Origin of the sequence: Microcoleus sp. BM001215392, from assembly GCF_036700185.1 — a bacterium.
GTDB lineage: Bacteria > Cyanobacteriota > Cyanobacteriia > Cyanobacteriales > Microcoleaceae > Microcoleus.
In genome coordinates this window covers 14,604-32,943 of record NZ_JAUBOJ010000033.1, presented here as the reverse complement: position 1 = coordinate 32,943, position 18,340 = coordinate 14,604, and the positions used below count along the sequence as shown (strand labels likewise).

Genomic DNA, 18,340 nt, shown 5'->3' with positions numbered 1-18,340 from the left:
TCGCCCAAATGCTACGCCCCTACATATACATTTCGACTTTTGCAAGAGATCTATTTTGTGGTTAAATCAAGAAAAATCCTCAAACCTGGTTGGGGATGGTGTGAGGATATCAGTTTATAGCGGGTGCGATTGGGGCAAGATCGATAGCTCGACTTCACCACCTTTTAACTTCCAACCAGTCAATCTCGCTAAAATTTCCAATCTCCAGCCGAACCTACGTGAATCTGTTACAATTTTAAATAGATACAAAACTCAATTTCATTGGATACAAGCCCCGATTTAAGTTGTAGAAATGGAAAAAAAATTAGAGATTTAGTTGAATCTCCCAGATTTATCTGTTGTAGAGTCAATTATTCAATCTAAAATAGGCGAGATTTATCTGTTGTAGAGCTAATTCTTCAATTGTGCAAGTATTCAATTGTTCAACCGGCGAGATTAATCTGTTGTAGAGTTAATCTAAAATCTAAAATCTAAAATCTAAAATCGACTGATGGAAATCCTGCAAACCCAACTTTACGAACTCGCACAATTTGCTAATAATTTAGTAAATACTCAATTAACACACCTGAGTTTATTCAGCGTCGCAGTCATCTTTCTGGCAGGGTTGCTCACGAGCTTAACGCCCTGTATGCTTTCAATGTTGCCAATTACGATCGGCTACATCGGCGGATACGAAGCAAAAAGCCGCCTGCAAGCCGCTGCCCAGTCGGCTTGGTTTTCCTTGGGATTGGCTACAACTCTGGCGGGCTTAGGCATTGTCGCATCATTTGCAGGACAAGTTTACGGCAAAATTGGTCTGGGTTTGCCGATCGTTGTCAGCATCATCGCGATTTTAATGGGGCTGAATTTACTCGAAGCTTTACCCTTGCAAATGCCGTCTTTCGACGCTGTGGGGTGGGTGCCGAAGGATTTGCCCGCAGGCGTGCGATCGTACTTATTGGGCTTGACTTTTGGTTTGGTAGCTTCTCCGTGCAGCACTCCGGTTTTAGCCACCCTCTTAGCTTGGGTTTCCAAAACGGGAGATACAGTTTTAGGCGGTGTGTTGTTGCTATTTTACGCTGCTGGCTATGTCGCTCCGCTGATTATCGCAGGCACTTTTACCGCGAGCATTAAAAAACTGTTAGAATTGCGTCGGTGGTCGAGTTGGATTACACCTGTTAGCGGTGTTTTGCTAGTAGGATACGGCGTGTTTTCTCTGCTTTCCCGCATACTTCCTGCGTAATTGAAATCGCCATGATTCGGCATGATTCGGCATGATTCGGCGGTTGAAACCGCTACTACAAAAACAAAGTCCGCCGGACGCCAACTAAGAAAAAATCGGGAAATTCAACCAGGATTTGATATTATGTGTTACTCACAAATAGCCAGTAACCAATAACCAGTAACCAATAACCAGTAACCAATAACCAGTAACCAGTAACCAATAACCAGTAACCAATAACCAGTAACCAGTAACCAGTAACCAATAACCAGTAACTAATAACTCATGACATCAGAATCAAACTGGACTAATGCTCCTCAAAGGTTTTTTAAGCGAGAAATTCTGCCCGTGCTGGCAGATTTGCGTCTGGCAATTATCTTGCTGCTGGCGATCGCATTTTTTAGCATTTCCGGCACCGTCATCGAACAAGGTCAATCAGTAGAGTTTTACCAATCCAATTATCCAGAACATCCGGCTTTGTTCGGTTTCTTAACTTGGAAAGTTGTACTAATTTCAGGACTAGACCACGTTTACCGCACTTGGTGGTTTTTGTCAATCCTAATTTTGTTCGGCAGCAGCTTGACAGCTTGCACTTTTACCAGACAGTTTCCCGCCCTCAAAGCCGCCCGCCGCTGGAAATTTTATGAAGAACCGAAGCAGTTTGAAAAATTAGCTCTCAGTGCAGAATTAGAAACAAGTTCTTTGAGTTCGTTAGAAGAACTTTTGCAGCAAAAAAATTACCGCATTTTCCGAGAAGGTGAAAAAGTTTATGCTCGCAAGGGCATAATTGGCAAAATTGGCCCGATTATTGTTCACGCGAGTATGCTAATTATTTTAGCGGGATCGATGTTGGGATCGATGACGGGATTTATGGCTCAAGAAATGGTTCCTAGCGGTGAAACGTTTCGGGTGCAGAATATCACGGATGCGGGGCCTTGGGCCGTGCCGCAAATACCTAAGGATTGGTCGATGCGGGTGAATCGCTTCTGGATCGATTATAGTCCGAGTGGTGCGATCGACCAATTTTACTCGGATCTGTCAGTTTTGGACAAAACAGGTCAAGAGGTCGATCGCAAAACCATTCACGTTAACGAGCCTCTGAGATACCGCGGAGTCACCTTTTATCAAGCAGATTGGGCTTTAGCCGCCGTGCGAGTTCGCCTCAACAAAAGCCCGGTTTTACAATTGCCAATGGCTCAGTTAGACACCCAAGGTAAAGGCAGAATTTGGGGTGCTTGGATTCCGACAAAACCAGATTTGAGTGCGGGAGTTTCTTTGCTAGCAAAGGACTTGCAAGGCACAATGTTAATCTACGGTACTGATGGCAAATTGTTAACCACTGTTCGTGCCGGTACAGCGGTGGAAGTTAACGGAGTAAAGCTGGCAATTGATGAAGTTGTTGGCAGCACGGGATTGCAAATTAAAGCCGATCCGGGAATTCCGCTAGTTTATACTGGCTTTGGGTTGCTAATGCTCAGCGTGATGATGAGCTATCTGTCTCACTCGCAGATTTGGGCTTTGGAAAAAAACGGCAAACTCTATGTCGGCGGGCGCACTAATCGCGCTCAGGTGATTTTTGAAAGAGAAGTTGTGGAGATTTTGGACAAGTTGGCAGAATTGAAAATAGATGATGAAACTGCGATTTCTGAAACTTCTTTAGCTAATCAAAACTAATTGTATGGTGCGCATTGCGCACCTTACACCCGGGTAAAAACGATAATTAAACAGGAAATAAAGGTGATAAAAAGGATTTAATTCAGTCAACACGCCTTACTAAAAATAGAAATTCTAGAAAGTCGCGGGGTGACAATATCAACAGATTTGATTTCGGAAACTATTAGAACTCCTAGTAAGTTAGAAGCAAGTGGTGAAGGAAAGTTTATTTGTCAACAAAGATTGAATGGACTTGTCCTGAGAGTGGTTTACCAAGAATATAATGATAAAATTTTAGTAATTACTGCTGATCCGGGTAAGAGGTCAAGATATGAAAAAGATTAGGTACAGCCCTGATGTAGATGCGATGCTGATCGAAATTTCCGATCCTCTTCGAGGGCTTCGCCAACGCCCGATCGCCTATGCCGAAGATGAAGGGCAAATGATTCTGCACTATTCTAGCAGCCCAGAACTGGTATTGATCGAAATATTAGATGTCAAACAATTTATCTCCTTAGAATCTGTCTCCGATGAAATGCCTGCCCGCTAAAGCAGTCCCTCCTCAAAATCAGTTCTAATTATGTCACAAAAAATTACCGAAAAGATGGGCTTAGTTACCGCCACAATCACAGTCATCAACCTAGTCGATGAAATTTTGCAAGAAAGAGGATTTATCACCGATAGTGATGTGCGTTCTGTCACCTTAGAAAACGTCATAGTTGATACAGGTGCAACTCGCCTCTGTTTGCCGGCACCAATTATCCAGCAATTAGGTTTAACACTGGATGAAGAAGTCGAGGTCAAGACAGCCGCAGGCATCCAAAAAGCACGTTTGTTCAAGAGATTGAGTCTTTCTGTAGGGGAACGGAAAGGAGAGTTTAATTGTATGGAATTGCCAGGAGGTGAAGACCCCTTACTAGGCTTGATTCCATTGGAAAGTTTAGGTTTGCAACCAGATATTATCAAGCAAGAATTAATATTTTTGCCCCATCGCGGTCAAAATACTTATCACTTGGCTCTCTAATATCATGTAGAGTCGATCGCCATCACAACAACCGTTCGCACACTCACCAGCACCGCCCCTACTGCCACAGAACGCACATTTAAAGGCTGAGCCTTCTACTTCTCGTGCTGCACCTCAACCACCGTGTGCACGTTCCCCCGCGGCAGAAAATCGCCCTTAATCGTCACGTACAGGGGCGCGCAAGCTGCGACAAAATCGTCTAAAATTTGATTGATCGATTCTTCGTGAGAAATGTAGCGATCGCGATAACTGTTAACGTAGAGCTTCAGGGCCTTTAACTCTACCACTCGCTCGTCGGGTACATAAGTAACGTGAATCGCCGCAAAATCTGGATAGCCAGAAAACGGACACTTGCAAGTAAACTCCGGCAAGGTAATGTTAATCGTATAGCGCCGCCCGACTCGCGGATTCGGGAAAGTAATTAACTCGCCTGCCAAAATCTCGCGTTCGCCGTATTTCATTTCCTCGGTACTTGACTTTTGCGACACATCTTGTTCGGTTGGGTGGTTGTTCATAGCGATCGACTGAAAACTTTTAACATTTAACTAAACTCACTATTAATATTTTTAACAAATATTTTGACGAATTATGTTGCGATCGATCTAATTGCAAATACTCTCAGGCTAAACTTAAAAAAGTTCACCCTCGCCATCTACAATTATGCAAAATACTACCTTATCTGACAATACGAACCCTGAAAACTCAAATAGTTACTCTCCATCAGTACCGATTTCCCTCTATCGAGAAGTCACTGCCGAGCTGCAAGCCGCCCAAGCGATGCTCGACTCACTCAAAACCCACAACCAGCAATTAGTCCAACAAAACCAACAACTGCGGCGAGAAGTAGAAACAGTCGTTCAAGTATCCCAACAACTACAGCAAGTAGTCAACTCGGCTCAGAATGTCACCCAGACTGGGATACCTCAAATGCCCTCTGTCAAGTTTAATTTCAGCGTTGAACCGGAACCGCAGCCCCCAGCACCTCAAACCTTGCGGGCTAGCTCTGCCGTACCTCAACCGCCTCAGACAGTGGCTTTCCCTTTCCCTCTACCCGAGCCAACAGTCCCCCCGATGCCGAACACACCTACAGAAACATTATTTACCGAGGTGCCGGAAACTCCTTACCGAATTCGCTCTCAACCCAAAAAAGCTTCAGACTTGAGCGGATTGTGGTTGGCCGTTGCCATTTTTCTAATTGTCATTGCTGCCTTCGGTGCAGGTTATTTAGTTGTTCGCCCTTTGTTGAAGGGAAAGTAAATTTCAACAAGAATCCCACGGGTCGAACCGTGGGATTTTAACGAAAACCTAGCATAAAATGTTCAAAGTTACGCTAATTGTCTATCATCCTCTGGCTGCACTCGTTTCTACTAAACGAGGTGCATATTGCTCTTCACAAGCAGAACCTAGAATGCCCACCCCGGGCTCGAAACCGCGCGTGAACTCAGTGAGTTTGACCTGTTTAGCTTCCAGAGCTGTCTGTAGCACCTTCATGGCCTTGTGAGGATCGCCGGCCCCGCAGAAAAATAAGTCTGCGGCAAAATAACCGTGTTCAGGCCAAGTATGGATTGCTATATGAGACTCTGCCAAAGTTGCAGTAGCCGTCACTCCGTGAGGACTAAACTGGTGTACGCACAAATCGATGAGAGTAGCTCCTCCGGCTTCGATCGCATCGAGTATGGCGCGGCGGATACGTTCAGGATCGTTGAGCAGGTCTCCAGGAGACTGCCAAGCATCAGCGACCAGATGGGTTCCCAATTGTTTCATTCTGCGGGGTTTTACCTCTAATTCACAATGTCTCAAACCTTTTGACTATAGCACGGACTCCCAAAAATATCAAGTATTTTTCCCAAAAAAAATCAAAGTCTGGCGGCGAGGGCGATCGCCACTATATTTTGGGGCGCGCGGCCAGCGAGACAGCAGGCCGCGCGCCACCTCAAAAAAAGTAACTGAAGCTTTTGACTTGAGGCGCGATCGCCCGCGACTGACAATCGCCCCGCTACCAGACATCGAATCAATCCCGACTGTGAGTCGCCCCATTCGGCAAAATCGCCCCGCCCAAAGCCGCTTGATTCAAATTAGCAACATTCAAGCTCGCCCCAATCAAATTAGCCTCAGACAAATTAGTCCCTGTCAAATTCGCCCCTGTCAAAGAACTCAGCAGCAAACCGGCTCCCGACAAATTGGCATTACTCAAATTCGCACCCCGCAAATCCGCTTCCAGCAAGCTAGCACCAGACAAATTCGCACCGCTCAAATCAGCTCCCCGCAAAGAAGCTTTGTTCAAATTCGCAGCCCTCAAATCAGCATTGTGCAGAATCAAACCATTCAAATTAGCTTTACTGAAATTAGCTCGACTCAAGTCAGCCCCGCTCAAATTAGAGCCATTTAAATTAGCTCGACTCAAATCAGCACCGCTCAAATCAGCACCGCTCAAATTAGCAGCACAAATACAAGCCTCCCGCAGGCTTGCTTCGCTCAAAATCGCGCCAACCAAATTAACTCCACCTAGATTTCCACGATTGATGTAAGCCCTAATTAGAGTTGCACCGCTCAGGTTCGCCCCGTTCAAATCAACCTCGCTCAGAATTGCTCTAGTTAGATTTGCTCTGGTTAAATCAACCCCGCTCATAATTGCTCGGCTCAGCGTCGCCCCGCTCAAATTAGCTTCAGTTAGCTTCGAGCCGCTGAGCAAACAAGCTCCGACTAAACTCGCCCCAACCATCACAGCTTTGCTCAAGTCAGCGCGAGACAATATTGCTCCGCTGAGATTGGCTCCGCTAAAATCAGCTCCGATCGCCACAGTTCCAGTTAAACTAGAACTGCCGAGGTTGGCTTCAATTAATTTTGCTTTAGACAAATTAGCCCCGCTCAAGTCGGCGCCGTTTAAATTAGCTCCAATTAGTTTACTTCTAATTAAGTTGGCGCCTTTCAAATTAGCGCTGCTCAAATTTGTGCGACTGAGATTAGCTTCAATCAAATGAGCTGCAATCAGGCTAGCTCCTCGAAAATCTCGTTCCCCGTTTCTATGTCTAGTTAAAAGTTCATCGACACTTAAAATCTCAGTGAAATTCATAAAAAAATTGAGTGAGTTTCCTTAATTTCTCGATGTTCTATGTTGTCTGAAAGTTGGTGCGTTATTTGCTAGTCTGTTTTTCAACCAATACTGCCGAGCGTAAAAATTTTCAAAACACGTTAATAATTACTAGCAGACCCCGACTAATCTAGTTATCACTTAGGAAAATAAACCCGATTATCCCTACAAATCTTGGGTTTTCCAGCGCAGCCGTCATGAATAAACAAAGTTTATGGCCCGCGCGTGCAAGTCCTTTAAGTTTTATTTTGCTAATAGTTAGTTGCGGCTGATGTTAGTTGTTAATTGTTAGTTCTATTTAGACTAACTACTAATCACTAACTATTAACTACTAACCATTTACCAAAATACCAAGAAGTGGTCGATCGCACTTGTCAAGGTCGATCGCATATTTGGGTTATTGCTGGCGGCATCCGCGCCACATTCTGACCCGAAAAATTACCGCTACAGGCGATCTAATTGATGAGTGCAACCAATAAACAAGAGTTCGGAGTTTCAACTCCAAAAGCCTTCTACATAAATGCCTTCAATTTGCGATCGCCCGTAAAAGCCTCCCCCGGTCAGCTCAGCTAGTGTCACCTCCCCCCACTGTGCTCGGTGCAGCGTGAAATCCAACAGGAAGGCTGTTTTCCTCGGAGTGCTGAGCGATTCGCAGGCTTTGCCAGCCATAGGCTGCGCTTCGCCTGAGAGTTCGCGAAAAAAATCACCGCGAGTCGTTTCCATACTCTCGCGCTGCTGTGCTTGCGGTTAATCTTGACTCGATCCATGAGCGCTTGCGGTTCTAATTAACAGAACACCCGAAACCAGAGGCGCTCTGGGACATAAAAGCTGTTTCTGGGCTTGAGAAATGCTTCGCTGAGGCATTCCCAGAAAAACTGTATTCATGCCAGCAGGTCTTGCCAACGGCAATTTAGCTGCAAAGGCCAACCAATGACCCGCCTAAGTCGGGCGGTTCGGCGACAACAATATTATTTTACTAATAGTTGGCGACCACCCCAGACCCTACTCGGTGCGCAGGAGGGGCTACTTCACCTGTATAAGTTGCTGAAATTAGCCGTCCCATAATTAAAGATAGTCGTTCTTTGACAAACTGGGCAATCTCTGCTGTAATTTATGTCGTCAACTTTGATAATACTGCCTTGTTTGCGATCTAGCAGTAGTCAGTGTTACAGACGAAAAAACCGCAGTTATTTGGTGGGGTGTAAAAATTAATTAAGTTAATTAAGCCGATCGACCTGCCAGCCAAAAGCCCAGCTCGCACTCTCAAAATTTAACTTTTACTGTGAACAGGTCGCTTGTTTAAAGTTTCCAGAACAAAACAAAAGCCGGCTGTCACAGAAACAGCCGACTTTTGAGATAATTTTACAGGCATTGCGCTAAACACCTACACCCTCGACAATCCGAGTGCGCCGGGGTGTTGCCATCGGAATTAGACACAGTACCCAAACCCAGCCTGAACAATCAAACTAGAACTATGTGAACTAACTACACCAACCGCAAAGCGGTATGGTCTAGGCTTTCCAATTCATCGGGAATAGCCACTAGAACTGCGTAATTCTGTTGGACTTACATTCCCTCGCCCGGGCAGGAGTCCTTCCAAGACCCAATTATGGCGTGACAATCATTACTGGCTACTTTCCCCGCTTGGCGATCGCGGACTTGAGTGCTTGGTTTTCACAATCGCCCTCCGCGTTTATGCTGTCTGTAGTTCAATTATCTCAAAGATTGTTTGTTTCGGCGGTGATGGTCTTCGTGTCCTATGTCCTTCGGACAGGCTACGCCTACGGAATCGGTCAACCATCCCACCTCAACAAACCTGGCTTTCATCCCACACCAATCTGTAAACGATATGATGTGGGGATTCGGGCCCAACTATCTAAACCCGTCGGTGCCCAGTCACGCCCTGATTGGGGTCGTAAACATTAGGCGTAGTATCAACGCCAGGAGTGCCAGGAGCGCCGTAATCTGCGCGAGCGGTATCCACGCTGGGATAGTCGTAGGTGTTCCAATGCTGGACGCCTCCGCGGCTCATAATTGCTTCAGCTTTAGCGACTTCTGCTTCGCTACCATCAAGCATTACCAAATAATCTCCTCTGGCGACTCGATCGTTGTAAGCTCTAGCTTCCTCTTCAGGAATTCCCAAACCTACCAAAGCTCCGATCAAACTACCCGCAGCCGCACCCAAAGCAGTACCTGCTAGCGTAGTGGCGATCGTCGTAGCGGTGGCTCCTGCCAGCATAATCGGCCCGATACCCGGAATTGCCAGCGCCCCGAGACCTACCAACAAGCCAGTCAAACCGCCCAGCGTGCCACCTGTGAGCGCGCCCTTGGTCGCCCCTTCATCAGCCTTGTTGTCGGCGGTGTCCTTCACATCAATGCCTGCGATTTCGCCTTTAGAGTCGGCATCCTTAGCGATCACCGAAACCCGATCCATGTCGAAACCAGCAGTTCGCAATTCTCCCAGCGCGTGTTCTGTCTCGCGGCGGGTGGCAAACACGCCCACAGCGCGCTTGTCGCGGGCCATAGCTTTGCGGCCGGTATCTGCCGGCACATCATAAATACCCCAGTCATGAACGCCCCGCACGCTCATAATTCCTTCGGCGGTGGCCAACTCAGCATCCGTTCCTTCGACGAATACTAGATATTCTCCGCGCGAGACACGATCGCCATAAACTTTAGCTTTGGCTTCGGGAACACCCAAACCCACCAAACCGCCAACCAAACCGCCGGCTGCTGCTCCAATCGCGCCTCCGACTACGGTATCAGCCAGCAGGGTTGCGATCGCGCCCCCCGCCATCACCGGGCCAACTCCCGGAATTGCCAGCGCCCCAATGCTGCCCAGCAACCCGATCAAACCGCCAGTGACTACTCCTGCCGTCGCGCCAGCTTTCGCACCGCCGCCCACTTTCTCATCGGTGCTCTTAGCAGCGCTAGCACCCGCGATTTCGCTACCGTTGAGGTTTTCCCCAACTACCGAAACCTGATTCATCGGAAAGCCGGTACTTTGCAGTTCCATCAAGGCTAGTTCCGTATCTCGGTAATTAGAAAAAGATCCTACAGCCCGTTTGTGTTGACCTAAAGCCATTTGTTTTCTCCTTCAAAATATACTGTTTTTACACAATCACAGAATTTATGCTCTGCTTGCTGGTCTCAATCACATTTAGTCATTTTTTCCAACCATTTTCATCGCTCGCTGGGAATAAATTCCGTCTCTATCTTCCGGCCTGTTTCTCACTAATTGTCAGCAATTTACCATCAGAAACTGAGAAGGGTAACTTGCAGGCAAATGCGCCACTTTTTAGTTGTGAGTAAATTAGCAATTTTCAACTGTTTAACTTAAGAAACCCCGATCCGGAAGAGTCATGTAAGCGTTGCGAACCGCTCTCAAAGCAATTTTAAAATGCCCGACTTTCCCGCATAATTCTTCCTTCCTGAGACTGCGCTATCCGAGGAGTCTTTTTACCCGAACAGCGACTTGGGCGATCGCACAACCTTAAGTTGTTACTTGCTAGGCGAGGCTGCCGGCGCTACAACAGCCGTAACATTCACGCTTTTGACACCCTTGATTTCTTTAGCTAGCGGCTCAATTTTAGCTAAATCAGTTTGATTGGGAACTGTGCCACCTACGGTAACAGCCCCGTCTTTTGCCTCAACAGTGAGCGCGCCTTTGGTGATGTTCACTTCCAACTTCGAGCGAACTTCACTTTTCAGGTCGCCATCGGCTCTGATGGCATCGCCGCCCGTCACGTTGTTGCGCTGTTCTCTGGCTCTGATATCAGAATTTGCTTGGGCTTTGCGAATATCGCTAGTGGCGTCGCCCTGAGTTTTTTGAACATTCTCCGCAGGGGGCGGGCTCTTGACATTTTCTGTGGTAGAATTAGGAGCATCAGCGCTAGTTTTAGCCCCGTCGCTGCAAGCAACAGCTCCAAACAATAGGAGGCCGCTGATCATAATTGGTGTTAGTTTGTTCATAATATGTGAATAATCCTCCAAGTAAGCTTTCGATGAACCAGACTTCGTTGTTGAGGTAGATGTTAAACTAGATTAAGCCACACTAAATTTTAGTTTGGGCTTTCTATCTAACAAGCCTTATATCAAACATATAAAATTGAGGAACCCGCTACATCGCTCCACAGGTGTAAAACTTATCTATGTCGTTAGATAGAGTGCAAAAAAGCCAATAAGGTATTTAAGTAAAAATTAAGTTGATTAGTCAGGAATGCACTGTTGCTCGGGTGCATCTCATTTTTGGAAATATACTCGTAGGGGCTCTAGCATTTCGGCAGTAAATCTCTGATTCTGGTTCATAAATTATGTGCCGAAATGCTATAGCCCATGCCAAAATGAGATGCACCCTGTTGCTCAAACAACCAATTGATGGCAAGATTTTTATTAGCCACAGCCCATATTTTCAGAGCGACCAAGTTCCAACTCGTAAATTGTATTAATAAAGGCGATCGCCCCGAGCAACAGAAATCCCCCTCAACATCCGTTAAATCCATTAAATCCGTTGCCGAACTTCCAGCTTCAAAACAAACGAAAAGAATCGAGAAATTTTTGAGCATTTTCTGGTATTGGAGTAGTAGCAACTAGCCCGTAAACGCGCGTATCCACCAAAAAAACCTGACCTATACCTACAGGTTGCGTGGGGGAAAGCGACTGAAACTCAAATTCTTTTCCCGGATAGCCGCCCAGGGAAATATCCCGTACTTGTAGCACTTTGGCATTCGCCGCCACTACAAAGAAATCTACAGCATTGTTTAAAGTAATTTTAATATTATTGTTGCTGAGCCGAAAATCTAGATCGAAGTATTGCAGTAAATAAGTTTCTTTATTTTTTAATACCGACCTATATGTATGAGTTGTAACTTGAGTTGAGAAAGTTTCAGTATTAATTTTAGGAGTTCCCGGCATATCGATCGCAAACTGACCCTGGCTCGAGCAAAACGGCTGCCACTCTGGCGTCTGAAGTGGCGCCCGCAGCAAAGCTGGTTCAGCTTTTGCCGGACTTGTAAACTTGAGGGCCCAGACAGGTAATGTAGCAATAACTAGGATTATATGCAGAAATTTCATTTGGGTAAAAATTATATTTGTCCGATCGATCTGCGCTAGCCTAGAAATATATCCGCAAACGAGGGATTTATGCTCAATACTATATTTACTCAAGGGATCGGCAACTCGGGGCGATCGCCAGCTAAAACCAGTAAAACCAATAAAACCCATATACTCGCTACCGTAAATACCGGCCTCGCCTTGTGTCTGCTGGCTGCTGTCACAGCTTGCGCCAACAGCCCCAACAGCAAGGCGCTACAAGAATCCCTAGCCGCCGATCCAAAATTACAACAAAATCCAGCAGTTTTCTCGTCCCCATCGCCAGCGACAGCAGTAGAAACCAACTCTACCCCAAAACTTCCTGCCGATTTCCCGACAGAGATTCCACTATATCCTAATGCTCAGTTAGTCGAAGTAGACCCGCCAACCGATCCGCCGCCAAAAAACGTGCGGTTGCGCTGGGAAAGCACAGATCCGGTGAATTCGGTTCAGAACTTTTATCAGTTAGAATTTGGGCGCCGCAACTGGAAAATAGTCAGCCTCCCAAGCGCCGACGGACAAGGTTCCTTAGTCGCCACCCGAGATAATTTGCGGGTAACAGTCTCGCTTTCTGGGATTGAAAAAGTAGGAGGTTCTACAAAATTTGCCCTAGAGTACACCAAAGAGGGATCAGAAATCGCAGCCAGTCCCCAACCTAACAATTCCGAGTCTAGCCCATCCCCAAGCGCTTCACCAACTCCCTCAAATTCAGAGGGAAGCACACCCGCGCCATCGGCTGCACCAAAATCAGCAAAAACTAGCCAAACAGACACCCAAATTCCTCAACAGTTGCGGCAGTACGTAGCAGATTTAGCTCAATTAGAGGCGCTAAAAGTGCGATCCAAAAGCGGTGCTAATTTAGAAACAGGCACCACCTTACCCGAACCCAACAAAATTGTCACCCGCCGCGAATACGCCCGCTGGTTAGTAGCAGCAAACAATCAGATATATGCCAGCCGTCAAGCCAAACAAATTAGATTAGCAGTAGAATCTAGCGAACCAGCATTTTCTGACATACCCAAAACAGACCCCGATTTTTCAGCAATTCAAGGTTTAGCAGAAGCTGGTTTAATTCCCAGTTCGCTTTCTGGAGAAACAAAAGATTTAAAATTTCGCCCAGATGCACCTTTAACTCGCGAAACAATGATTCTCTGGAAAGTACCATTAGATACTCGTCAAGTTTTACCAACCGCCAACATTGACGGAGTGAAAGAAAAATGGGGTTTTCAAGATACTTCTAAGATTGATTCCCAAGCGTCGCGGGCAGTTTTAGCCGATTTTAACAATGGAGATTTGGCAAATATTCGCCGGGTTTTTGGTTTCACTACTCTGTTTCAGCCCAAAAAATCGGTGACTCGCGCCGAAGCTGCTGCTAGTTTGTGGTATTTTGGCATCCAAGATCAGGGATTGTCGGCTAAAGATGCTCTCGAAGCCAAGTCTCAACCTACTCAGTAGAGTTGTTTGAGATGCTTAAAGTTTTAAATTAAGCATCTACCCATCGAACCATAGCCTGAGATTACCGACTTTTTTGTCCGCAGCAAGCGACAAGCCAAGCAATCGCAGTGTCTGTTTGTTACTCAGCTTTAGCCTGTAGCGTCGTCCGATCGATCTAAAATAGGTTAGCAGTCACAAAAGCAAGTCCGAGGAAAAAGAAGGACTTAAGTCCTGACTACTAACCTTACGGAAAAATAAAAACTTAAGTCCTGACTGCTAACCTGTTTGATTGTGGCGCTTCCCACACTAGAAAAGTCGCCTGTTTTAAATTTCTGTGCGCCAGTCAACCCCAGAAATTCTTCCACCCTTAGACATCCGCTTCTCCCTACTCCGCGGGTGTCCTACCGGACTAATTTTTTTGACTCGGTCATATTTTCTGTATTCCCGGGTACAACCGGTCTATTTTTGTGAAATATTTTGTACCTGTTTTAACTAAGATTTGTCAAAGCTCTCAGTGCGATTCCGGATGCGGTAGCGCTCTTAACGATAAATAAAAAAGAGTGCTTGAGCTCTGGGAGAGCGTTTTTCAATGTACGATATTACCAGATTTACCCCGCAAGACATGGCGAAATGCAGCTTAGTCCTGCGCCAGTTCGGTAGAAATACCCCTAGTATGGAAGCCAGCAGCCAAAATATTGTCAAGTATATTTACGAACATTTTTGCGATCGCCAAACCGGAGAAAATACCTGTGGCTTAGTGCGTTTGTTCAAAACTCATCCCTACGGGGAATTAGAAGATTCATTGCAAGAATCAGCCCGCCGCTTGATGAAAGGCAATTCCCCAGCAGCAGACATCAAATGCTGGACTCTGCTAGCAGCAGCAGGATCGGAACCGCACTGGAATTCTCGGCATACAGCAGTAGAAAATACAGCTATTCCATTAGTTAGTGCCGAATTAGTAGCTCAAATTCCGGCGATTTCCGAAATAATCCGTCAGTTCGGTTTAGACATTAATACAGTCCTCGGAGCCCAACCAGAAATGTTTGTGAAATTAGAACCAGGCGCCTTAAATGTTTTTTACGAATCTGAAGCAAAAGGCAGCCTGTTCGTTGCTGAACAAGATACCTTAATTATCCCACACAACATCAAGTCTGTCTTAGGATTTGGGGGACTGCTAGAGTCAGGAAGTTTGTTTGCTGTACTGATATTTCTGAAAGTAAAAATTCCCCAAAATACCGCTGAAATGTTTAGATATTTAGCTTTGAGTGTCAAAACAGCTCTGTCGCTAGCTAAGGAACAAATTGTATTTAATCCCCCAGAAGTATCGGGACATATTGTCAATAATAATCACAATATTTATGAAATACAACTTTTGGAACATCAAGTTACCACTTTGATAGAATTACTAGATTTTTCAGAACAGGAAATAGTCAGGCAAGCAGCTAGTTATAAACGGACTATTGACAAATTGCAGCTAGAAATTGCCATGAGAAAATACAATGAACAAGCTTTGCAAATAAGTCAAGATAAATTTAATGGTATCCTGAATGTTGCCGAAGATTCTATTGTTCGCGCCGATGAAAATCAAGGGATACAGCGTTTCAATCAAGGTGAAGAACAGATTTAATCGTAGCTATGTTATTGGTTAGTAGTGCTGAGCTTCTTCAAGAAAAGAAGGACGCTCAGTCCTCACTACTAACCTTATTTACGGTTGCGGGTGCGGGATGCTAAGATTAAGCCATACCATCGATCTATTGGTATTTGCTTTCTCACCGAAAATCCTAAGTTTTCAATAACTTGTCGGGTTTCGGCGTGACTGTGACCAGACCACAAGTGATATTCTAAAGACAGGTTTTGCACGAGTTGCCAAGAATCTCGGTCTTCAAATAACAGCCATTCTGCACCTTCGCAGTCTACTTTGGCTAAATCGACGCTGCCGCCAATGCGATCGATCGCCCTGCGCAACGATACCATCGGTACGTCCCCATTTTCGCTGACGCGCGATCGCGTTTTTCCCGACACTTCCCGAATATCCAGAACTACTCTACCATCTTCGGCTCCTACAGCCTCCATGAAATATGTAAAGTTAGCTATTTGAGATTGATTTTTGAGGTAGCTTTCCAGGTAGGTATTCGGTTCGTAAGCGTGAATTACAGCTTGAGGAAATCGATTCCGGGCGGCGATCGGAAACAACCCGACATTCGCCCCGAGATCGAGAACTTTCATCAGCGATTCAGGTAATTGTTCAACTCCGTAACAGTCATCTAAAAGCACTTCAATAAATTCTCCATCCATGCCTTTCTCCTCCGGCAAGTTTACTTTTTGGCGATTTCCTTGCACAATTAAATTACCGGGCAAACTAAAGCTAGCAACTCTTTTAAATTCTAAACCCAACTTTTGGGCGCGGATTTTACGTTGCAAAAGTTGCAGTAATTTATTAACAAGCATAGAAGAACATTTAAAAAAAACTCATTTTTATAGTAACGCTCTCTGCGCCCTCTGCGGCCTCTGCGGTTAAAAAAACAATCTGATTTACCTCAGAAAATACGATTCCTACCCAGAATGAATCTGGTTTATTATATGTCAAAATAAGCTCCAAAATGCGGGAATCAAAAATGTTAGAGTTCGATCGCCTATTTCAAACAATCGAAGAATTAGTCATGCTGCACTCACCCAGCGGTGCGGAGTCAGAAATTAACCAGCGGTTGATGGAAAAATTCGCCGCCCTGGGAGTGAATGCTTGGATCGATCGCGCTGACAATGCGATCGCCCTAATTCCCGGGCGCAATCGAGAAAAGTCGATCGCCATTACCGCCCACAAAGACGAAATTGGTGCCCTAGTTAAAACAATAGGCGAGATCGGCCGCGTCGAAGTCCGCAGGTTGGGCGGCGCCTTTCCTTGGGTTTACGGCGAAGGCGTTGTGGATTTGTTGGGCGACAAGCAAACAATTAGTGGCATTCTCAGCTTCGGAAGCCGCCACGTTTCTCACGAATCTCCTCAAAAAGCTCAGCAGGAAGATGCTGCTGTCAAGTGGGAAAATGCCTGGATCGAAACCAAGTGTACCGCCGAGGAATTAGCCGAGGCCGGAATTCGGCCGGGTACGCGGATGGTGGTGGGAAAGCACCGCAAACGCCCGCTGCGGTTGAAGGATTGGATCGCAAGCTACACCCTGGACAACAAGGCTTCTGTGGCGATTTTGCTGGCTCTAGCCCAATATTTGACAGAGCCTGCGGTGAATGTTTATTTGGTGGCGTCGGCGAAGGAGGAAGTTGGGGCGATCGGAGCTTTGTATTTCACGCAGCGCCAGCAGTTGGATGCGCTGATTGCTTTGGAAATTTGCCCCCTGGCGCCGGAATACCCGATCGCAGATGGCGAAAACCCGGTTTTGCTGGTTCAAGACGGCTACGGAGTCTACGATGAAGGATTGAACGCCCAACTGCGCGCAGCCGCCGCCGCAGTCGGTGTAGGGGTGCAGTTGGCGGTGATTAGCGGTTTTGGGAGCGATGCTTCGATCGCCATGAAGTTCGGCCACGTAGCCCGCGCCGCTTGTTTGGCTTTCCCCACCCAGAACACCCACGGGTTCGAGATTGCTCATCTCGGGGCGATCGGCAATTGCGCCGCCATCCTCAAAGCCTACTGCGAGCAACTTTCGGACGACTAGAAAAAAACTTTCGCAAAGTAGTTGACAAATTCAGAAAGATTAGTTAAGGTAATAAAGGTGCGGAACACAAGCAAACGCAAGCCAAAACGCGCCCCCATCGTCTAGAGGCCTAGGACACATCCCTTTCACGGATGCGACGGGGATTCGAATTCCCCTGGGGGTATTGAAAATCTAACTCTGATATCAAAATGATATCTAGCAAAAAGGGAGGGCATATAGCCTTCCCTTTTTGCTTAGGAATTACGACGGGGGCCAGAAACCGGGTTTTTGATTAAGAGTGCAAATCATTTTCTATTAAATCAATCAATTCAAGAATATTCATTGAACAGCTAGGTTCAACATTTGATTCTTCCCCAATATGAACATGATGGGGAAAATTGGGTAAGTTCGGGAAATGTTCGACATTATCCCAGCGGTTCCGTAAAATTTGCTGGGTTTCATCCATCCACTGATATCGATAACTTTCTGTGATGCAACGATTATCGATAACGGTAAAAAATTCTACAACTTCTAAAAAATCGCCATTTGTGAGGGTTAACCGAGCGCGAAAATATCCGCTTTCGGGCAAAGTTCGTTCTTTAACAATTGCCATAGAACTGACAGCAGGGCTTGCCACCAATTTAGCTTTAATTTCTGTGATATACTGGGCTGATATCATGCTTGGGAGTTAGAGAGAAGAATCTGCAAGCGTTCTCGCACAGAACATGACATTTGATAGAAAGAACTCCACTCAACAAAATCGATATCATCTCCTAATTCTCCCGCCCTAAATCTTTGGTAAAACTCAGGAGATGGCATTTGATACTCAATTTCAAATTGCTGTAAATCAGTTTCTATTTCTGCGGCTTGTTGTTTGGCAATGGCAATTTCGTGGGCGATAATTTTGGATAGTGAAAGTTCTAAAACTTCACTGACTTCGCCTCGATTGTAGAGTGATTCTAAAATTTTGAGTTGTTCGAGAATTTGATTTTTGGTTGCCATAACCGATATGTTGATAGTTGGGCTTAAATTAACTTTAACCTAATTTGATTTGAATGTCAGCAAGAAGGGCGATCGGCTTAGTTAGGAGTTGCGCGTGGGAGTTCAGAAACCGGGTTTTTTCGGAAAGATGCGTTGTAACCGACAAATTCGGTAAAAACCCGGTTTCTTTGTCGGAGTCGGTAAATCCTGTTATTGCTTCCTGT

The 18,340-nt window shown here is 45.8% G+C and carries 21 protein-coding genes and 1 tRNA gene; 11 read left to right on the top strand and 11 right to left on the bottom strand.

Going from position 1 to position 18,340, the window contains the following annotated elements; translation table 11 throughout:
• Positions 1 to 490 precede the first annotated feature (490 nt).
• From QT974_RS06290 to QT974_RS06270, 5 genes are all read left to right on the top strand, one after another.
• Positions 491 to 1,222, top strand: a complete 732-nt coding sequence (locus tag QT974_RS06290) for a cytochrome c biogenesis protein CcdA (RefSeq protein ID WP_442933158.1) — start codon at positions 491 to 493, stop codon at positions 1,220 to 1,222.
• Positions 1,223 to 1,486: 264 nt separating this feature from the next.
• Positions 1,487 to 2,875 (top strand): cytochrome c biogenesis protein, encoded by a 1,389-nt coding sequence (locus QT974_RS06285; RefSeq protein ID WP_333467665.1) that lies wholly within the window; start codon positions 1,487 to 1,489, stop codon positions 2,873 to 2,875.
• A gap of 129 nt (positions 2,876 to 3,004) precedes the next feature.
• Positions 3,005 to 3,199: a DUF4258 domain-containing protein gene (locus QT974_RS06280; RefSeq protein WP_442933157.1), complete on the top strand. Its 195-nt coding sequence runs from the start codon at positions 3,005 to 3,007 to the stop codon at positions 3,197 to 3,199.
• Positions 3,186 to 3,404, top strand: a complete 219-nt coding sequence (locus QT974_RS06275; RefSeq protein WP_333467664.1) for a DUF2283 domain-containing protein — start codon at positions 3,186 to 3,188, stop codon at positions 3,402 to 3,404. The genes QT974_RS06280 and QT974_RS06275 overlap by 14 nt, the downstream gene beginning before the upstream one ends.
• A 30-nt stretch (positions 3,405 to 3,434) precedes the next feature.
• Entirely contained in the window at positions 3,435 to 3,878 is a 444-nt protein-coding gene (locus QT974_RS06270; protein WP_333467663.1) for a retroviral-like aspartic protease family protein, read from the top strand.
• 95 nt (positions 3,879 to 3,973) lie between these two features.
• On the opposite strand, the gene queF is transcribed toward QT974_RS06270, so the two are convergent.
• Positions 3,974 to 4,393, bottom strand: coding sequence for a preQ(1) synthase (gene queF / locus QT974_RS06265; RefSeq protein ID WP_333467662.1), 420 nt, complete (start codon positions 4,391 to 4,393; stop codon positions 3,974 to 3,976).
• Positions 4,394 to 4,538: 145 nt separating this feature from the next.
• Here queF and QT974_RS06260 point away from each other — a divergent pair, with 145 nt between their 5' ends.
• Positions 4,539 to 5,135, top strand: a complete 597-nt coding sequence (locus QT974_RS06260; protein ID WP_333467661.1) for a hypothetical protein — start codon at positions 4,539 to 4,541, stop codon at positions 5,133 to 5,135.
• An 84-nt stretch (positions 5,136 to 5,219) separates the two neighbouring features.
• Here the strand turns inward: QT974_RS06260 and speD are convergent, their stop codons facing one another.
• The 4 genes from speD to QT974_RS06240 form a co-directional block, all read right to left on the bottom strand.
• The gene (gene speD, locus QT974_RS06255) at positions 5,220 to 5,642 is read right to left on the bottom strand and encodes an adenosylmethionine decarboxylase (protein ID WP_333467660.1); all 423 of its coding nucleotides are present in this window, start codon (positions 5,640 to 5,642) and stop codon (positions 5,220 to 5,222) included.
• Between the two features lie 69 nt (positions 5,643 to 5,711).
• Entirely contained in the window at positions 5,712 to 5,915 is a 204-nt protein-coding gene (locus QT974_RS06250; protein WP_333467659.1) for a hypothetical protein, read from the bottom strand.
• Entirely contained in the window at positions 5,890 to 6,951 is a 1,062-nt protein-coding gene (locus tag QT974_RS06245) for a pentapeptide repeat-containing protein (protein WP_333467658.1), read from the bottom strand. The genes QT974_RS06250 and QT974_RS06245 overlap by 26 nt, the downstream gene beginning before the upstream one ends.
• 513 nt (positions 6,952 to 7,464) lie before the next feature.
• A complete protein-coding gene (locus QT974_RS06240; RefSeq protein WP_333467657.1) occupies positions 7,465 to 7,692 on the bottom strand; it encodes a hypothetical protein in 228 nt (75 codons plus the stop codon).
• A gap of 891 nt (positions 7,693 to 8,583) precedes the next feature.
• On the opposite strand from QT974_RS06240, the gene QT974_RS06235 reads away from it, so the two are divergent.
• On the top strand, positions 8,584 to 8,895 hold the full coding sequence (locus QT974_RS06235) for a hypothetical protein (RefSeq protein ID WP_333467656.1): 312 nt from the start codon (positions 8,584 to 8,586) through the stop codon (positions 8,893 to 8,895).
• On the opposite strand, the gene QT974_RS06230 is transcribed toward QT974_RS06235, so the two are convergent.
• From QT974_RS06230 to QT974_RS06220, 3 genes are all read right to left on the bottom strand, one after another.
• Positions 8,846 to 10,054, bottom strand: coding sequence for a general stress protein (locus QT974_RS06230; protein WP_333467655.1), 1,209 nt, complete (start codon positions 10,052 to 10,054; stop codon positions 8,846 to 8,848). The genes QT974_RS06235 and QT974_RS06230 overlap by 50 nt on opposite strands.
• 416 nt (positions 10,055 to 10,470) lie before the next feature.
• Entirely contained in the window at positions 10,471 to 10,941 is a 471-nt protein-coding gene (locus QT974_RS06225) for a BON domain-containing protein (protein ID WP_333467654.1), read from the bottom strand.
• A gap of 555 nt (positions 10,942 to 11,496) precedes the next feature.
• On the bottom strand, positions 11,497 to 12,042 hold the full coding sequence (locus QT974_RS06220; RefSeq protein WP_333467653.1) for a hypothetical protein: 546 nt from the start codon (positions 12,040 to 12,042) through the stop codon (positions 11,497 to 11,499).
• Between the two features lie 69 nt (positions 12,043 to 12,111).
• On the opposite strand from QT974_RS06220, the gene QT974_RS06215 reads away from it, so the two are divergent.
• Both QT974_RS06215 and QT974_RS06210 read left to right on the top strand, forming a co-directional pair.
• Positions 12,112 to 13,515 carry an S-layer homology domain-containing protein gene (locus QT974_RS06215; RefSeq protein WP_333467652.1) on the top strand — a complete coding sequence of 468 codons (1,404 nt, stop codon included), beginning with the start codon at positions 12,112 to 12,114 and terminating at the stop codon, positions 13,513 to 13,515.
• Between the two features lie 568 nt (positions 13,516 to 14,083).
• On the top strand, positions 14,084 to 15,121 hold the full coding sequence (locus tag QT974_RS06210; RefSeq protein ID WP_333467651.1) for a histidine kinase: 1,038 nt from the start codon (positions 14,084 to 14,086) through the stop codon (positions 15,119 to 15,121).
• A gap of 74 nt (positions 15,122 to 15,195) precedes the next feature.
• On the opposite strand, the gene QT974_RS06205 is transcribed toward QT974_RS06210, so the two are convergent.
• Entirely contained in the window at positions 15,196 to 15,942 is a 747-nt protein-coding gene (locus tag QT974_RS06205; protein WP_333467650.1) for an FkbM family methyltransferase, read from the bottom strand.
• Positions 15,943 to 16,109: 167 nt separating this feature from the next.
• Between QT974_RS06205 and QT974_RS06200 the strand changes: the two genes are divergently transcribed.
• Together QT974_RS06200 and QT974_RS06195 are read left to right on the top strand one after the other, a co-directional pair.
• Complete coding sequence (locus QT974_RS06200; RefSeq protein WP_333467666.1) at positions 16,110 to 17,156, top strand: M42 family metallopeptidase; 1,047 nt, start codon at positions 16,110 to 16,112, stop codon at positions 17,154 to 17,156.
• A 90-nt stretch (positions 17,157 to 17,246) separates the two neighbouring features.
• Positions 17,247 to 17,319: transfer RNA gene (locus QT974_RS06195), tRNA-Glu, on the top strand.
• Positions 17,320 to 17,427: 108 nt separating this feature from the next.
• Here the strand turns inward: QT974_RS06195 and QT974_RS06190 are convergent.
• Positions 17,428 to 17,814 carry a toxin-antitoxin system TumE family protein gene (locus tag QT974_RS06190; RefSeq protein WP_333467649.1) on the bottom strand — a complete coding sequence of 129 codons (387 nt, stop codon included), beginning with the start codon at positions 17,812 to 17,814 and terminating at the stop codon, positions 17,428 to 17,430.
• Entirely contained in the window at positions 17,811 to 18,137 is a 327-nt protein-coding gene (locus QT974_RS06185; RefSeq protein WP_333467648.1) for a hypothetical protein, read from the bottom strand. The genes QT974_RS06190 and QT974_RS06185 overlap by 4 nt, the downstream gene beginning before the upstream one ends.
• Between the last annotated feature and the right edge of the window lie 203 nt (positions 18,138 to 18,340).

Coding starts and splice junctions, on each gene's coding strand:
- QT974_RS06290 (WP_442933158.1), top strand. CDS start 491: ATGGAAATCCTGCAAACCCAACTTTACGAACTCGCACAATTTGCTAAT.
- QT974_RS06285 (WP_333467665.1), top strand. CDS start 1,487: ATGACATCAGAATCAAACTGGACTAATGCTCCTCAAAGGTTTTTTAAG.
- QT974_RS06275 (WP_333467664.1), top strand. CDS start 3,186: ATGAAAAAGATTAGGTACAGCCCTGATGTAGATGCGATGCTGATCGAA.
- QT974_RS06270 (WP_333467663.1), top strand. CDS start 3,435: ATGTCACAAAAAATTACCGAAAAGATGGGCTTAGTTACCGCCACAATC.
- queF (WP_333467662.1), bottom strand. CDS start 4,393: ATGAACAACCACCCAACCGAACAAGATGTGTCGCAAAAGTCAAGTACC.
- QT974_RS06260 (WP_333467661.1), top strand. CDS start 4,539: ATGCAAAATACTACCTTATCTGACAATACGAACCCTGAAAACTCAAAT.
- speD (WP_333467660.1), bottom strand. CDS start 5,642: ATGAAACAATTGGGAACCCATCTGGTCGCTGATGCTTGGCAGTCTCCT.
- QT974_RS06250 (WP_333467659.1), bottom strand. CDS start 5,915: ATGGGGCGACTCACAGTCGGGATTGATTCGATGTCTGGTAGCGGGGCG.
- QT974_RS06245 (WP_333467658.1), bottom strand. CDS start 6,951: ATGAATTTCACTGAGATTTTAAGTGTCGATGAACTTTTAACTAGACAT.
- QT974_RS06240 (WP_333467657.1), bottom strand. CDS start 7,692: ATGGAAACGACTCGCGGTGATTTTTTTCGCGAACTCTCAGGCGAAGCG.
- QT974_RS06230 (WP_333467655.1), bottom strand. CDS start 10,054: ATGGCTTTAGGTCAACACAAACGGGCTGTAGGATCTTTTTCTAATTAC.
- QT974_RS06225 (WP_333467654.1), bottom strand. CDS start 10,941: ATGAACAAACTAACACCAATTATGATCAGCGGCCTCCTATTGTTTGGA.
- QT974_RS06220 (WP_333467653.1), bottom strand. CDS start 12,042: ATGAAATTTCTGCATATAATCCTAGTTATTGCTACATTACCTGTCTGG.
- QT974_RS06215 (WP_333467652.1), top strand. CDS start 12,112: ATGCTCAATACTATATTTACTCAAGGGATCGGCAACTCGGGGCGATCG.
- QT974_RS06210 (WP_333467651.1), top strand. CDS start 14,084: ATGTACGATATTACCAGATTTACCCCGCAAGACATGGCGAAATGCAGC.
- QT974_RS06205 (WP_333467650.1), bottom strand. CDS start 15,942: ATGCTTGTTAATAAATTACTGCAACTTTTGCAACGTAAAATCCGCGCC.
- QT974_RS06200 (WP_333467666.1), top strand. CDS start 16,110: ATGTTAGAGTTCGATCGCCTATTTCAAACAATCGAAGAATTAGTCATG.
- QT974_RS06190 (WP_333467649.1), bottom strand. CDS start 17,814: ATGATATCAGCCCAGTATATCACAGAAATTAAAGCTAAATTGGTGGCA.
- QT974_RS06185 (WP_333467648.1), bottom strand. CDS start 18,137: ATGGCAACCAAAAATCAAATTCTCGAACAACTCAAAATTTTAGAATCA.